The 16258-nt window shown below is 49.3% G+C and carries 11 protein-coding genes; 7 read left to right on the top strand and 4 right to left on the bottom strand.

Annotated features, from left to right (window positions below; all coding sequences use genetic code 11):
• Window positions 1-165: 165 nt before the first annotated feature.
• Window positions 166-1320 (bottom strand): tetratricopeptide repeat protein, encoded by a 1155-nt coding sequence (locus tag GCU44_RS02295; RefSeq protein ID WP_154853418.1) that lies wholly within the window; start codon window positions 1318-1320, stop codon window positions 166-168.
• Between the two features lie 385 nt (window positions 1321-1705).
• Window positions 1706-2887 carry an NAD(P)-dependent oxidoreductase gene (locus GCU44_RS02290; RefSeq protein WP_154853246.1) on the bottom strand — a complete coding sequence of 394 codons (1182 nt, stop codon included), beginning with the start codon at window positions 2885-2887 and terminating at the stop codon, window positions 1706-1708.
• Window positions 2888-3272: 385 nt separating this feature from the next.
• Between GCU44_RS02290 and GCU44_RS02285 the strand changes: the two genes are divergently transcribed.
• The gene (locus tag GCU44_RS02285; RefSeq protein ID WP_154853243.1) at window positions 3273-6242 is read left to right on the top strand and encodes a glycosyltransferase family 117 protein; all 2970 of its coding nucleotides are present in this window, start codon (window positions 3273-3275) and stop codon (window positions 6240-6242) included.
• Between the two features lie 214 nt (window positions 6243-6456).
• Here GCU44_RS02285 and GCU44_RS02280 read toward each other — a convergent pair whose 3' ends face one another.
• Complete coding sequence (locus tag GCU44_RS02280) at window positions 6457-7260, bottom strand: class I SAM-dependent methyltransferase (protein WP_154853240.1); 804 nt, start codon at window positions 7258-7260, stop codon at window positions 6457-6459.
• Between the two features lie 74 nt (window positions 7261-7334).
• On the opposite strand from GCU44_RS02280, the gene GCU44_RS02275 reads away from it, so the two are divergent.
• The 3 genes from GCU44_RS02275 to GCU44_RS02265 are packed head-to-tail and all read left to right on the top strand — an operon-like array spanning window position 7335 to window position 10576.
• A complete protein-coding gene (locus tag GCU44_RS02275) occupies window positions 7335-8558 on the top strand; it encodes a GWxTD domain-containing protein (protein ID WP_241684807.1) in 1224 nt (407 codons plus the stop codon).
• Window positions 8531-9322, top strand: coding sequence for a 23S rRNA (guanosine(2251)-2'-O)-methyltransferase RlmB (gene rlmB / locus GCU44_RS02270; protein ID WP_154853234.1), 792 nt, complete (start codon window positions 8531-8533; stop codon window positions 9320-9322). The genes GCU44_RS02275 and rlmB overlap by 28 nt, the downstream gene beginning before the upstream one ends.
• Window positions 9323-9334: 12 nt before the next feature.
• A complete protein-coding gene (locus GCU44_RS02265; RefSeq protein ID WP_154853231.1) occupies window positions 9335-10576 on the top strand; it encodes a DNA recombination protein RmuC in 1242 nt (413 codons plus the stop codon).
• Here GCU44_RS02265 and GCU44_RS02260 read toward each other — a convergent pair.
• Window positions 10573-11217 (bottom strand): SprT-like domain-containing protein, encoded by a 645-nt coding sequence (locus GCU44_RS02260; protein WP_154853228.1) that lies wholly within the window; start codon window positions 11215-11217, stop codon window positions 10573-10575. The two genes, GCU44_RS02265 and GCU44_RS02260, sit on opposite strands and share 4 nt — an antisense overlap.
• Window positions 11218-11587: 370 nt before the next feature.
• On the opposite strand from GCU44_RS02260, the gene GCU44_RS02255 reads away from it, so the two are divergent.
• From GCU44_RS02255 to GCU44_RS02245, 3 genes are read left to right on the top strand one after another with little or no spacing between them, the layout of a single operon-like run.
• Window positions 11588-13369 (top strand): FAD-dependent oxidoreductase, encoded by a 1782-nt coding sequence (locus GCU44_RS02255; protein ID WP_092175547.1) that lies wholly within the window; start codon window positions 11588-11590, stop codon window positions 13367-13369.
• A complete protein-coding gene (locus GCU44_RS02250) occupies window positions 13366-15231 on the top strand; it encodes a 2-oxoacid:acceptor oxidoreductase subunit alpha (RefSeq protein ID WP_154853225.1) in 1866 nt (621 codons plus the stop codon). Before GCU44_RS02255 ends, GCU44_RS02250 begins: the two co-directional genes overlap by 4 nt.
• Window positions 15206-16258: a 2-oxoacid:ferredoxin oxidoreductase subunit beta gene (locus GCU44_RS02245; protein ID WP_154853222.1), complete on the top strand. Its 1053-nt coding sequence runs from the start codon at window positions 15206-15208 to the stop codon at window positions 16256-16258. The genes GCU44_RS02250 and GCU44_RS02245 overlap by 26 nt, the downstream gene beginning before the upstream one ends.

The raw sequence follows: 16258 nt of genomic DNA, 5'->3' as shown, positions 1-16258 counted from the left end.
ATTTATGTTTATTTTAAAGACATTTACGAAAAAAACGTAAGTGAGGACGAAATATTGTTATTAATTTGTCTATTTTATTAAAATTATTACTCTTACTGTTTTGTGATTTCTAAAAAAAGGTAGCGTTCCTCTCGATTAGCCTTTGCAAGAACGCCTTAGTGTGTGTCAAAGTTTATTCTCTTTCAACAAAATTCGTGCCTCTTTGTGGGCCGGATGCCTTCTTTTGGCGTTGGCTTTTACCGCATCCAAAAAGCGTCTCGCCTCGGCACCGTCCCCTTGATTTATGGCCAATTTACCTAACTGCAGCAGGGCAAATAAATAATAGCCACTTTCCTGGGAATTAAGCTCGTCGCCAAAAGCCACGGTCTCCAGGTAATGCTTCCTGGCCATTTCTTCCTGTCCCATCCGATCAAAATATTGCGCAGCAAAAAAGGAGGCGTACCGGCCGCTGTTGGCCTCATAGCCGGTCCAACCTGCTTCTATGCGTTTCAAGATTTCAAGAGACACCTCCATGGCTTCTTTTCCTCGCCCCACTGCGTACAGCTGCCTGGCAAAAAAACGGTGGAAATAGGGATTGTTGGGGTACTTTTCGTGCAGGTAGGCCGTAATTTCCAGCGCCTTGAAAGGTTGCTTTTCCTCCGAGGCATAGAGACGAAACAGAAAATACTGGGCCTCCACCCGGGCATAGAAGGAGTTTTCGGCCACTTCTTCCAACTGCTGTAGTCCCAACTGCTGATCTCCCTTTGGGAAAAGCAGCATGACGGGGCGTAGCAGGGGGTAATTATCGGGAATCCATACGGAAAAATAGTTGAACAGTGCATCACCAAGCAGTAATTCGGGGTTTAACTCTTCCTCGCCCCTACTTAGTTCGAGGTATTTGAGGGCATTTTTTCCAGCAAAGGTAGCACTCGTCCAGTTTTTTCGTTCGCTGTGCAGCCTTCCCTGAAACCCGTAAGCACCGGCCAGAAAAAAAGCAGCCTCCTTGTTTTCCGGGTCTTCCTCCAACATTTTTGCAGCTTTTTCGATGGTTTGGTCCATGTACCGTAAAAAAAGTGCGTCGTAACTTTCGTTTTCGGTCGCTACCGTGATTTTCCACCACTGACTCAGTCCCATCAGAAAGTACGGCAGCGGGTGTTCCGGATACGTGTAACGCATCACCTGAAAGCCTCGCTCAGCTTGTTCAAAATCGAAATTATACATGCTGTTGACGGCATCGGTAATCCGGAATTGGAGCCCTTTGTCCAGCAACAAATACGAACTCTCCGATTCGCCAATTTGGGTCACTGCTTCCATCTGCCCAGCTGCCTGCGACAGTGGCATAGCCAGCGTTGCCAATGAAAAGATACTGTATAAAAGATACCGGTTCAAATCGAAAATGGTTTAAGTTAACCCGTAAACAACGTTTACCTGCAATTAATTTCGAAACAGCAGGAAAATTCAGTATCCCGAACGGAAGACCATTTCCTGCATTTGCAAAAATAACGAAAAAACACCTCGAACTGGTACCATAGCTGACTCCACCTAACGGAGGGATCGGTCTGGATGTCCGTAATTTCTTCGTTTTGAAAAAGATATCTGGTGAAATCCCTGCTTTTTAGTATACTCATCGCAGAAAAAAAAAACAGACCCATTAGACCAAAACCACATGAAATGCAATCCCGGCCAATGGATCTGTAAACAGCAATAAGATAAAAAAATTAACAGCTTACCTTCGAACCGACTCTTTCTTTACATCCTTTTCTGCCAGAATACTTTTCCAGGCAGTTAAGGCCAGAGAATCCGGTATATTGATATCGTCAAAAGTGATTAATTCTCCCTGTTCAATGTTCCGTTTCAATTGAACTTTACTCAGTAAGCCGATGGGTACATGCTCCGGATTGACTTTGATTTCCAAAGCCTCCCCTCGTACTTCCATGCCCCCAATACCTTTATCTATGATGGAACCCGCAGAAAGGTTCTTCTTTGCAATGGCACCCACGCTAATCGACGGGCTTTCCCCGTTGTCGAGCAAAATCTCTCCCTGATTTACAAGATTCAAAATCGTGTTGGGTATTTCGAAGAAACAGAGATGCATGGGTTTGTACAGCAAGTAAAACGGACCATCCCCCATTTTGTAGGTCCGGAGCTCTGCTGCCAGGTCTTCCTGATGGCTGGCGGTAATAAACACACCCGGAGGTGATTCCCTGGAGATAATGTAGTCACTGATGACCTTGTTCTCCTTGTGCGCTATTTCACCCAAGGCAAATGCCCCTTTTTCAAAATCCGAGGTCTCGTAGCCTATCAACCCCTGCTGCACAATATCTAAGCCCAGCCCATTTGCAATCAACGCCTGCTCTATTTGCAATTTCGTTCCGTCGGTAAAAGAAGTTACCGAGCTCAAGCTGTAGCCTTGTTTCTGCGCCCAGAACAACATGTCCTCGAGCGATGGGTTTTGGTTCAGAAATCCTTTGATATTCCCATAAACCAACGGAGCGAAACCCATTTGGACCACTTCCTTATTCAATGCAGCCAAACAGCCGGGTTGGTCTCCATTCGCCTCGGTGATCACTCCACGACGGGAAAGCCACGAACCGGTGACCACCTGCGTATCGGCATCCATGGTCACCACAGGTAATTTATAATCAAACGCTTTTTGTATTACCTCGGTAGAATAGATCGGATCGCCCGTACTGACAACGATTAGATCCGACGCGTCCAACACCTTTTCTACCTCCGTGGTCAGATAATCCTGCCTCACACCGAGGTCGTCTATCCGCCCCTTCCGGCGGGTCACGATTCCAGAGAGGAGCATGTCCTCCCTTCTCACGAGTAGTTTGGCAAGGCCCCTGCCAATACCTCCGGTACCTACGATACCTACTTTTAGTTTTTTGCTGATCGCCTTTCTCATAAAATAAAAATTTTTTTGCTGTTTTTTTATGACGGGATAAAGATAGATAAAAAAATTTAAAAATCATTTTATTGTATTTAAAATACATAAAAAATATTTTAAAAATATTTGTTTAGGCATCGATCGGAACAAAAGGCAAACGCAATTTCTCCTTTCTTTAATTGGGTATTTTGACGATTTACAAACCAAAAAATTTATAATTTTTTTTTATTATAAAATAACCTTTGGAATTGTGTGACATAAAAAAAAACAAAAAAATATTTTCACCTAAGCCCGTGGAGACGAAAAAAGGGCAATCCCTCGTGCTGGATTTTTAAAAAACGTTAAATCGTCCGTTATTCCTGATAAATTTTTTATTTTCGCTTTTCAAATATAATCCGAGCACATGCCAACATATACCAGGGTAAACAACCTAACCGGTTGGACGGCCTTCCTTATTGCATTTATCACCTACCTGTTTACCATCGAGGAAACGGCGAGTTTTTGGGATCCCGGAGAATTCATTGCGGTAGCCTACAAACTTCAAGTCCCACATCCTCCGGGAGCTCCGTTTTTTCTACTGATTTACCGCATGTTTGGCTTTCTGGCGTTTGGAGAAGGGTTGGATGTAGCCTACTGGATGAACGTGGGCAGTGCCTTGTTTTCCGCATTTACCATTTTGTTCCTATTCTGGACCATTACACTATTGGGAAGAAAATTGTATGGTATCGGTGCCGGTGAAGACCCTTCAAAAGAACAAACGCTCTCGCTGATGGGTGCCGGACTGATTGGTGCCCTTGCGTATACCTTTTCGGATAGCTTTTGGTTTTCTGCGGTAGAGGCAGAAGTGTACGCCATGTCCTCCTTTTTTACGGCCATTGTCATTTGGGCTTTTTTAAAGTGGGATGTAATCCGCGATCCCCGTGCCGAAAACCAATACATGATATTTATCGCCTACCTGGTGGGATTATCCATTGGCGTCCACCTACTAAATCTGGTTACGCTGCCCGCACTTGCCCTGGTGGTTTACTTCAAGAAATACACCCACCATACGGTCAAGGGCGGCATCATCGCCTTTTTGTTGGGTGGTGTGGCCCTGGTGATCATTAATAACATCATTATCCCCGGTCTGCCAAGCATCGCTGGCTCACTGGAGATATTTTTCGTCAACAGTCTGGGGCTTCCGTTTGGATCCGGTATCGTTTTCTTTGCGTTGCTGTTTTTGGGTGGACTTACCTACGCAGTGGTATACTCCTATCGGCACGGAAAGGTAATTTTAAATACCATTCTTCTTTCGCTGACCTTTATCTTGATCGGATACGGATCCTATGCACTGATAGTGATTCGGGCAAATGCGGATCCGGTAATCAACGAAAACGACCCCAGAGACATTATCAGCTTTGTCAGCTACCTGAAGCGGGAGCAATACGGCTACCGTCCCCTGCTTCACGGGCAGTATTTTACTGCAGACGTGATCGATCAGACCGAAGGAGCGCCAGTATATGCCAAGGGTGACGAAAAATACGAGATCGTCGACTACCAGTTGGAGAACACGTACGATCCGGAAAAGACGACCATTTTACCGCGGATCTATTCCACGCAGGAACGGCACAAGCAGATCTACCGCAGCAAGCTGGGCCTGAGAGAAGGGGAAGACCCCACCTTTTTTGATAATATATATTTCATGCTCGATCACCAGTTGGGGCACATGTATTTTCGCTATTTTATGTGGAATTTCAGCGGCCGGGAGAGTGATTTTAGCGATGCTCCTTTCTTAACCCTGTTCAGCAGCCTAAAAACGGACTTTCCTGAATTCATTAAAGAGAATAAAGGGCATAACAATTATTTGATGCTGCCACTGTTGCTAGGACTAATTGGTATGTTTTTTCAGGCCAAACTGGACCCCAGGTCTTTTTGGCTGACATTGATGCTTTTCCTTATGATGGGGGTAGTGCTGGTACTCTACCTGAATTCGCCTCCCGTGGAACCCCGAGAAAGGGACTATATTTATGTGGGCTCGTTTTACGCCTTTGCCATATGGATCGGATTTGGTGTGCTGGCTATCCGCCATCAACTGCTGAAGCTTAAGAAAGGAATGGCCATGGCTGGCGTGTATGCGGCATTGATTTCCCTGCCTGTACCGATTTTGATGGCCGGAGAAAACTGGAATGACCATGACCGATCCGGAAGGTTTTTCTCGGTGGATTCCGCCCGTAATTTCCTGGCATCCTGTGAACCCAACGCCATCCTCTTCACTGGCGGAGACAACGATACCTTCCCGCTTTGGTACGTGCAGGAGGTGGAAGGATTTCGCACGGATGTTCGGGTGATCGTGCTGAGTTATTTTGATACGGACTGGTACGTCAAACAAATGGCACGGCCGGTCAACGAATCGCCAGCCCTGGACTTTACCCTTCAGCACGAAAACTATAAAAAAGGCACAAACGATGTCCTGTACATCACCGACCGCCTGGAAAGCCTGCCCCTGGTTGACTACCTGAAATTACTTAAAAACAATAGCGAGCTGCTGAAACTTTCGAGCAGTCGATCCAGCAACATCAATACCGTACCTTCCCGAAACCTCACGCTACCCATAGATCAGCAGCGTGTCGACTCGCTGGGAATTTTGCCAGAAGCGTTCCGAAATTTGCAAATTCCTCAATTAACCATTCGGCTGCGGGGCAATTACGTCACCAAAGGCACGCTGATGTTACTGGATCTGATTGCCACCAATAACTGGGAGCGCCCCATTTACTTCAACAATACCTCACTGGCAACGATTGGATTTGATATGAGCCAACATGTGGTCATGGAAGGGCTTACCTACAGGCTATTGCCGATCCAAAAGCCCGACAACCAGGAGGAGCTGGTGAACACCGAACTGGCCTACGAAAATGTCATGAATAATTTTGCCTACCGGGGCATGGATAACCCGGGTAATTATTTTGACGACGAATTTCGGCGGTTTACTTCCAACCACCGAAGCGTATTGAACAGCGTTGTGATCGCTTTATTGGAAGAAAAGGATTTGCAACGGGCAGAAGATGTGCTACGCTTGAGTCTGGAAAAGTTTCCCCACGAAGCCATCCCCTACGACTTGGCCAGCGGACAATCGGTACCCTTGCTGTTTGAATTAGGCATGGATGAAGAGGCCATGCATGTAGTCAACGAAATATCCCATCGATCTGTAGAAATGCTCGATTTTTATGCGGAAACCGGCAGAGCCATGGACCGGGAGGCCTCCATATCCATGCAAATGATGCGGTATTTCATTCCCTTATTGCGCGAACAGGGATATGACGAGGACGCCGATCGATTGCAGCGGGAATACGAGCGGCTTTTCGGAGAAATGGATAGCCGCCTGCCGCGAAGGTAAGCATTCTATCCGCTAGCGGGAAAGGAACCCGTAACCGGATAGAACCTTCCACAAGCTCCATTCACAGGTGGACCGTTGCTAATCGGTCTGCCGGTGGTGATGAGCAATCACGCGCAGTTTCCAATCCGTAGGAATAAACTGGTGCGAGGAGTACCGCTGTTCGTCCTGCACGTTTCGGGCAGATTCGGTTAACCGGAGGCGATCGGCAGACCCGCTAGCGGGAAGTTTCAGAGGCAGCCACCGGACTTTTGTGAAGAATGTAATACAAATCGAGTGCCGCTGCCGGATCATCTACCAGCAGGTAGTCTTCGTGGCTGATTTCTTCCACCGCCCTACCCTGACTCCGGTGAAGGCTGTTTCGGTTCATCCGGTTGGCGAGTTCGTAGGGGATTTTCAACAGCGAAGCTGGCAAGCGGTATTGCAGCTTCAGGAAGTCCCAGCGGGTAAATTTCTCGACGGATTTCTTATTGGCCCGGTAGTAGTTCCACACCTTTTCGTTGCCACCAATGCCTTTGGTTTCTACCCGGTCGAAAAATTTCTCGCAGTGTGCCTGCAACTGCTCGGGGGTATACTCCCGAATATGCCAGGGGTTTCTTGTGAGGGAAAATCGGATATTTGGGGTAGAGATCAGCGCGAAGCCACCCGGTTTCAATACCCGGTAAATTTCCTTGAGAAACAGGTGGTCTTGCTGGATGTGTTCGATCACCTGAAAACTAACCGCACAGTCATAGCTATCCGATGGGATGGTGCCCAGTGGGGGCAAATGGGCCTGCTCAAAGGTATAGTCCGGGTATTTCTGTTTTAACCTATCCAAAATTTCCCCTATCTTGTCTATTCCATGATACCGATTGACCAACGGCCCCAATGCGGCGACCCCTCTGCCCTCTCCGCACCCGATTTCCAGCAAATCACCGGATACGTAGTCTTTAGCCACAATGTAAGCCTTGTACAAACGTTGATGAATGGGGTTATCGCTGATCAACTTATCGGAAGTAATTTCCGTTGTATAGGTAGCCATGTAAAATTTCTTTATTTTGAACAAAATTACGGTTAATTTTTGAACCAACTATGGAAATAACAAAGTCATTGCTCATGAAAAAAATTATTGGATGCCTGGCGCTATGTTGCTTCTTTTCCCTTTCCACACATGCCCAAACGACTCTAAAAAGCCTCAACCAAAGTTTGCGGTATTCCAGGTATTCCCGAATTTCCTTGAAAGTGATCCCCATAAAAACGGCAGAACGAACCTTTACCCTACAATTGCTTGCTGAAAAAATTGAGGAAAATCCGGATTTCGATGATTACCTCTTTTCGTATGCCATCGTGCGGGATTTTGAACAGGAGCTATCCGACGATTTGCTGGTAGCGCTAGACAGGGAAGCGTTAAAAGCCGATACGGACAAACACTATTATTTTGAAGAAACCGTCGAAATTCCGGAGTCACAGGAGCAGGCATACTTGGTGTTTCGGGCACAGGATACCCGGCAAGACGATACCTACTTGTATCACAGCGATCTGATTAGTCCATTTGTAGCGGAGCAACCGGACTTTGGGGCCTATTTTGGAAACGATATCCCTTTTGACCAGAATTTTTTGAATGTGGACGAATCTCTCCTATTTAAGAGGCAACGGGGCGTGAACCTCCACCGGTACTATTATCCACAGCAATTTCCCTTGCCACTGCCTCCCATGGAGACCAAATCACCGGAAATACCCAAGCAAACAGAAGTCGTGGACGAGGGCAGTTTCCTGGTAAACGTCCCCGTCCCCTTTGATAAGCAGGGCTATTATTTTGTTCAGTCGGATACCAGTTCGCGTACGGGTCTGCTGCTTCGAACCGCTGGAAAAACGTTTCCCAGGGTGGCTACCTGGGAGGAAATGATCGAAATGGTCGCCTACATTTCCACCCGGAAAGAACACGAGACCCTGCTGGCGGCAGAGAATAAAAAAACAGCATTGGACGAATACTGGATTCGCATGACGCGGGATGAAGAAACCGCAAAAACCCTGATCAAGGAATACTTTCGGCAGGTAGAATTTGCCAATATCCTGTTTACCGATTTTAAGGAAGGCTGGATGACGGACCGGGGCATGGTGTACATCATCATGGGACCACCGCAGGAAGTGTACTTTGACCTGGACAAAGAAACCTGGGTATACCTGGCGGAAGATTCAAATTCAAAAATAACCTTTACCTTTGCTCGCGTAAAGACGATTTTAACCCCCAATTATTACACATTGAACCGGTCGCGCGCATACCAACCGATTTGGTTCAAAACCATTACAGCATGGAGAAACGGAAGGATGGTTTTCTGATCAATCGAGATGAAAACCCAAAAGACTATATTTTTGGCATCAGGCCCATACTGGAAGCATTTCAGGCCGGCCAGGACATCGACAAACTACTGGTAAACAAAGAACTGAAAGGAGACCTGCTGAAAGAGCTCATCGGACAGGCAAAAGAAAAGAACGTCCCGGTAACCAAGGTGCCGGAAAACAAGCTCAACCGCATTACCCGCAAAAACCATCAGGGGGTCATCGCGTACATGGGAGCCATTGCCTATGCCTCCTGGGAAAACGTAGTGGATGCCTGCTACACCAAAGGACAGGCCCCCTTGCTGCTGCTTTTGGATCGCATCACGGATGTCAGAAACTTCGGAGCCATCGCCCGAACGGCCGAGGTAGCCGGGGTACATGGCATTATCATTCCGGAAAAAAGCAGTGCACAGATAAGTTCAGACGCCGTGAAAACCTCCGCCGGGGCCCTGAATTTTTTACCAGTAAGCCGGGTAAGAAACCTGTACTATACCCTAAAAGATCTCAAAAAAATGGGTCTAAATGTGGTCGGCGTCACCGAAAAGACCCATCGAAACGTGTACCAGGCTGACTTTTTAGCCCCCACCGTTCTGGTCATGGGCTCCGAGGAAGACGGTATTTCTGACGAATTGCTGGGGCTCTGCGACGAATTCGTTAAAATTCCCGTGCTAGGTCAGGTGGCCAGCCTCAATGTGTCCGTTGCGGCGGGAGTGGCTATTTACGAAGCCATTCGTCAGCGGACGCTGGCGGAGACCGAGGCCTAACTCCCCCCAATCATGGAAGCTCTGTATGGATTTTTTCTCTGCCTGTTGGGATGTGGCATCCTATCCTGGCTGCTCGTTCGGACCACTGCCCGCAACAAGGCGCTGGAAGACCAGATAAAATCTCTGGATCGGCAACAGCTGGAACTGGAACTGGAAAAAAAATTCGAAGAAAACCAGGTGCAACTCCTGCAGGAAAAGTTGCGGTTTCAGGAAACCGAAATGGAGCGCATGGGAAAGCGGTTCGAACAGGAATTCGAGTTGCTGTCCAATAAAATTCTGGAAGAAAAATCGAGGAAATTTACGTTTCAAAACCAGGAAAACCTAAGCCGTATCCTGCAGCCCCTGGCCAGGGACCTGGAAGCGTTTCGCAAGCAGGTGCAGGACTCCTATACCATGGAAGCCAAAGAGCGGTTTTCGCTAGAAAACAAGGTGCGTGAGCTGGCCCAACTGAATCAAAAAATCAGCCAGGAAGCCCAAAACCTTACCAATGCGCTCAAGGGAAATGCCAAACACCGGGGAAATTGGGGAGAAGCCATCCTGGAAACCATCCTTCAAAATTCCGGATTGGAAAAAAACCGGCATTACAGCATGCAGGAATTTCTACGGGACGAAGCGGGCAATCCCCTCCTCGGAATGGACGGCAAAAAGATGCAACCCGACGTCATCATCCACTATCCGGACGATAAGAAAGTCATCATCGATAGCAAAGTATCGCTGCTCGCCTACGAAAACTATTGCAATGCCACCGAGGATTCGGAACAGCATGCATTTTTGCAGCAGCACGTAAAGGCCGTCAAAACCCATATCGACCAGCTGTCAGGCAAGCAGTACGAGGCCTACGCACAGGCCTTGGATTTTGTCATCATGTTTGTTCCGCTGGAAGCCGCCTATATGGTTGCGGCGCAAGCCGATGACCGGCTATGGGAATACGCCTACAAAAAACGGGTCTTGCTTATCAGCAGCAGCAACCTGATAGCCGCCCTGAAACTAATCAAAGATTTATGGATCCGTGACGACCAAACACGTCATGCGCTGGAAATCGCCGAAAGAGGAGGGCGCATGTACGATAAATTTGCCACATTTGTAAAAAACCTGGAGGATATCGGAAGGCATTTGGACCGTTCTCAGGAAAGTTACCAGACCGCCCTGAAGCAGCTTAAAACGGGAAAAGGAAATCTGATTTCCCAAGCCGAAAAATTAAAAAACCTGGGTGTGAATGCCCGCAACCAACTCCCGGGTGGCAAGCAGGATTAAAAGGGTAAGTCTGCACCCTCCTCCAGGACCACCACCTCGGCATGCCGGGAAATCAGGTATTTCCTTCCGGTGGCCCGTTCCCTACACAAAACCCGGCTCCTTCGGGTCTCGAGTTTTTCAAAAACCCGGCGTTTCAGACCAAAACAACTCCCTGGCTTCAAGTCTCCCAGGAGTACCCCCCGCGCTTCTCCCGGCGTGACATCGTATTTCTTCAATTCCTTAAATAAAAAATAATCCCCCCCAGTGCTAGCTTTGGGGTTGACCATGTGCAGCCGAAGGGGAATCAGAATATCTCGAGGAAAGACCGAAGCATCCAGCATGGGAGCCATCAGTTGACGAAACGAACGCTTCCACTCCGGACCATGCGGCCGAATCCCTCTCCGTTCGTAATCGCGAAACACCCGGTGATGTGCTATCTCATGGATCAAGGTGATCAAAAACTGATAGGGATTCAGGTCATGGTTGATGCTGATCTTTTGCACCTTCTGATCCGGTCTATAGCGGAAATCGCCCAATTTGGTCGAACGGGAACGGGCAATCCGTAACTCAAAAGGATCCTCTTTCCATAAGGCATAACAATAGGCCAGTGCATTATCCGGTAACTTGCCTTCTAATTTTTGCTTCCAGTGTTCCTGCGTCATAGCCCGATTTTTTGAACGCTTCAAAAATAGGTCTTTTTTGGGAAGCGCAGCAACAAATATTCCCGGTAACTATTTCTGTTTCCCAATAAAATCGATGAAACTAAAAAAATTGGCAGCGAAAACGGGTCCCGGTACTTTTTTCCGAAGGACGAGGTGTCAAAGGAGTTTCGATGAGGCGAATGTATCGCGCGAAGCCGATCCCGCCTGCTTCCGGTTTCCTCAACACGCGGTCACTAGCTATTTTTCGCATCCGCTGGCAAAAGGTTCTTTACGAAAAAGTGGAAAATAATTGGTCATTCATTTGCTTTGGTGGTTTAATTTTATAAAATTATTCTGCAATACGAACAAAATAGCATAAACCCAGAATGCCATGAAGCCTACCGATACCCGGAATCCGGAGTATTACCACAAAGTCGTGGACTGCCAGTACGCCTGTCCCGCTCACACTCCCGTGCCGGAATACATCCGCAAAATTGCCGCAGAAAAATACACCGAAGCCTACATGATCAATTGGGAGTCCAATGTGTTTCCGGGTATTCTTGGGCGTACGTGCGACCGACCCTGCGAGCCTGCCTGCCGCCGGGGCCGTGTGGAAGAAGAGCCAGTAGCCATTTGTCGCTTGAAGCGGGTAGCCGCCGATCAAAAAGGAGACGTGCAATCGCTGATGCCCCAGGCTCCCTTTCCAGCAAACGGAAAGAAAATCGCCCTGATAGGAGCGGGTCCGGCTTCCTTGACCGTGGCCCGGGACTTGGCGCCTTTAGGCTACGAGATGCATATGTTTGACGAACAGATCGCCGGAGGAGGTATGATGCGCAGTCAAATCCCGGCTTTTCGGCTTCCCGAAGAAGTGCTAAATGAGGAAGTGGGGTATGTGCTAAACATGGGTATCCATACCCAATTTATGACGTATGTTGAAAGCCTGAAACAGGTGCTAGAAGGCGGCTATGATGCTGTATTTGTCGGTACCGGAGCGCCTCGAGGTAGGGATTTACCAAAATTACCCGGAAGAAAAGAAGGAGATGCCCACATTCATATCGGCATCGAATGGCTTGCCAGCGTAGCTTTTGAACACGTGGACAAAATAGGTAAAAAAGTAATCGTATTGGGCGGGGGCAACACCGCCATGGATTGCTGCCGCACCTCGCGAAGACTGGGGGGCGAAGAAGTGAAAGTGGTCGTGCGAAGTCCCTTCAAGGACATGAAGGCCTCTCCCTGGGAAAAGGAGGATGCCCAGCACGAAGACGTAAGCATTCTGGACAACCACGTTCCGCTGAGTTTCGAGGTGGAAGACGGCTTATTGAAAGGAATGAAATTCCAAAAAGTAAACGCCCATTACGACGAAAATGGCAAACGTAAATTGATTCCTACCGGAGAGCCGGATGTATTTATAGCAGCCGATGAAGTATTGATCGCGATCGGCCAGGAAAACAGCTTTCCCTGGATTGAGCGTGACATTGGGCTGGAATTTGATGAATGGGAAATGCCAGTAGTAGACAAGGTCACCTTTCAATCCACCCACCCCAAGGTCTTTTTTGGGGGAGACGCTGCTTTCGGTCCGGAAAACGTCATCACCGCCGTGGCGCACGGCCACCAGGCTGCCGTATCCATGCACCTGTTTTGCCAGGGAAAGGACTTGCACCAGCGGCCAGCTCCCTTTACCAAACTATTTAGTACCAAGATGGGAATTCACGAATGGAGTTACGATAGCCCGGTCACCATCGACCAACGCTACCTGGTACCTCAGGCCGAAAAATCCCTGACCCTGCTGGACCGGCGAAAAGAAGTGGAACTGGGCTTCGATCCGCCCACTGGCTACAAGGAAGCACAACGCTGCCTGAACTGCGACGTACAGACTGATTTTACGGCCGATCGCTGCATCGAGTGCGACGCATGCATGGACATCTGTCCCACCTCCTGTATTACCTTCACCACAAACGAAACAGAAGAAGATCGCCTGCGGGAAAAACTACTGGTTCCCGCTCAAAACAAATCCCAGGACATTCTGGTCTCCGAACCATTGAAAACCGGCCGGGTAATGGTAAAAGACGAGGACGTTTGCCTGCACTGCGGGCTGTGTGCCGAACGCTGTCCCACTTCTGCCTGGGACATGCAGCAATTTTTCTACAGTGTCACCAAAGCCGGAAACCTATGATCGACTCCCACGTACTCCCTCGTCCGGAGGCACGGGTCAACGATTTTGTTGCCCGATTTGCCAATGTCAACGGAACAGGCTCAGCCAGTGCCAATTTTCTATTTGCCAAGGCCATCTTTCGGATGGGCATTCCTGTCACGCCAAAAAACATCTTTCCTTCCAACATACAAGGGCTGCCCACTTGGTACGAGGTACGGGTGAGTGAGAAAGGCTACCTGGGTCGCAGGGAAGGGATCGACCTGCTGGTGGCGGTGAATGCCCAAAGCATGAAGCAGGACATCGCAAGCGTCCGTGAGGGGGGCTACCTGATGTATGACAGCACGAAGAAACTTGCCCCCGAACTCATTCGGGAGGGCATTCACTACCTGGGCGTCCCGATGATGGAACTTGCCAACGAACACTTTACAAACCCCAGGCAACGGCAACTGTTTAAAAACATTATCTACGTGGGTGCACTCGCTGTATTGCTGCAGATCGACTACGCGGTATTGGAAACCCTGCTCCAGGAGCAGTTTGCCGGCAAGGAGAAACTCATTGCCCCCAACCTAAAAGCGCTACGACTGGGCATGGACCATGCGCGGGAACATTTTGATTACCCGCTGGATTTTTACCTGGAGCGCAGGAACCTCATCGGGGACAAAATTTTGGTCGACGGAAATTCCGCTTGTGGTTTGGGAGCGGTTTTTGGGGGGGCAACGGTGATGGCCTGGTATCCCATTACTCCGTCCACCTCCGTAGCGGAAGCTTTTGAAAAGTACGCCTCCCGCTACCGGGTGGATCCGGAAACTGGCAAAAACCGATTCGCCGTGATTCAGGCGGAAGACGAACTCGCCGCCATGGGCATGGTTATCGGCGCCAATTGGAACGGCGCCCGAGCGCTGACGGCTACCAGCGGACCCGGAGTCTCCCTGATGAATGAATTTATTGGATTGGCCTATTTTGCTGAAGTGCCTGCTGTACTAATAGACGTGCAACGGGCGGGACCCAGTACCGGCATGCCCACCCGTACCCAGCAATCGGACATTACCCTGGCCGCCTATGCCTCCCATGGAGACAGCAAGCACCCCCTGCTCTTCCCCGCGACGCCAAAAGAATGTTTCGAAATGACAGCCGCCTGCTTTGACCTGGCGGATCGGCTACAAACACCGGTGATCCTGATGACAGACCTGGACCTGGGCATGAACGATCACTTGAGCGAACCGTTTCACTGGCCGGAAGGACAACGATACGACCGGGGAAAAGTATTGTCTGAAGAAGAACTGGATGCCATGGGACGGTACGGCAGGTACCTGGATGTAGACGGAGACGGTATTCCCTACCGCACTTATCCGGGCACCCACCCGACCAAGGGGGCATTTACTACCCGGGGAACATCCCGTGACGAATACGCAGTCTACACCGAAGACAGTGCGGCGTACAAACGCAACATGGACCGCTTGCTCCTGAAATGGGAAACCACCAAAGGGCTGGTGCCCAAACCTGAATTCTATCAGAAACACAATCAAAGTGACTGGGGCATGGTTTTTTTTGGCACTTCCACGTTTTCTTCGGAAGAAGCGCGTGACTTATTAGCAGCGCGAGGGATGAACCTGGATGCGTTGCGTATCAAGGCGTTCCCCTTCGGAACAGAAACAGAAGCATTTGTACGGGAACACCCGCTAATTTTTGTCATTGAGCAAAACCGCGACGGGCAGATGCGCAGCCTGCTGATTCAGGAAATGCAACTATCCCCCCGGCAGCTAATATCGGTTTTGAACTACGATGGCATGCCCATTACCGCCGATCAGATTGCGCTTCAAATTGCCGACTATTTTAAACAAACCAACACCCTGTCCCATGACGTATCTGAAACCTCTATTTAGGCACCCCCGCCTGCCCAAAAATAAGCTGGGCTACACCCTCAAAGAATACGAGGGAAGTATATCGACCCTTTGTGCCGGATGCGGACACGACAGCATCAGTGCCACCATCGTACAGGCCTGTTTCGAATTGTCGATCGAGCCCCACCTGGTGGTAAAAATTTCCGGAATCGGCTGCTCCTCCAAAACCCCGGCCTACTTCCTGGGCAATTCCCACGGATTCAACTCGGTGCATGGACGCATGCCCTCTGTAGCTACCGGGGCAAACATGGCCAATAAAAACATGGTCTACTTTGGTGTTTCCGGAGACGGTGACACCGCCTCCATCGGTATGGGGCAGTTCGTGCACGCCATCCGCCGAAACCTGGACATGGTGTACATCGTGATGAACAACGGCTGCTACGGACTGACCAAAGGACAGGATTCGGCTACCGCAGACCAGGGGTCGGCGAGTAAATCCGGGCATATCAATCCGTTCCAACCCGTGGATTTGGCCAGTCTTGCTGTGGAACTAGGCGCCACCTTCGTCGCGCAAAGCTTTAGCGGAGACAAACAGCAACTGGTACCCCTTATCAAAGCAGCCATCCAACACAAAGGCCTCGCGTTTATTAACGTCATGTCTCCCTGCGTGACCTTCAATAACAATCCCGGATCGACGAAATCCTATGATTACGTGCGGGAACACATGCAAGCTACCGGAAAAATGGATTTTGTACCCGAACGGAAAACCCTGCGCGCGGCCTATCCGGAAGGTACGGAGACGGAAGTCACCCTGCATGATGGTTCGACCTTGAACCTGCACAAACTGGCTACCGACTGGGATCCGGAAGACCGGCTATCGGCAGTCAACGCGATTCAACAGGCGCGAGCCAGGGATCAAATTCTTACCGGCTTGTTGTACATCCATACCGGCTACGGTGATTTGCACGGAATCCTGCATACGACGGATACCGCATTGAACTCCCTCTCGGAAGCGGAACTTTGCCCGGGACAGGCGGTACTGGATTCCATAAACGCAAGTCTTCGCTAA

Origin of the sequence: Cyclobacterium xiamenense (assembly GCF_009467825.1) — a bacterium.
In the GTDB taxonomy this organism is placed as follows: Bacteria; Bacteroidota; Bacteroidia; order Cytophagales; family Cyclobacteriaceae; genus Cyclobacterium; species Cyclobacterium xiamenense.
The sequence above is the reverse complement of the archived record's forward strand: the minus strand, read 5'-3'. Positions and strand labels throughout refer to the sequence as shown.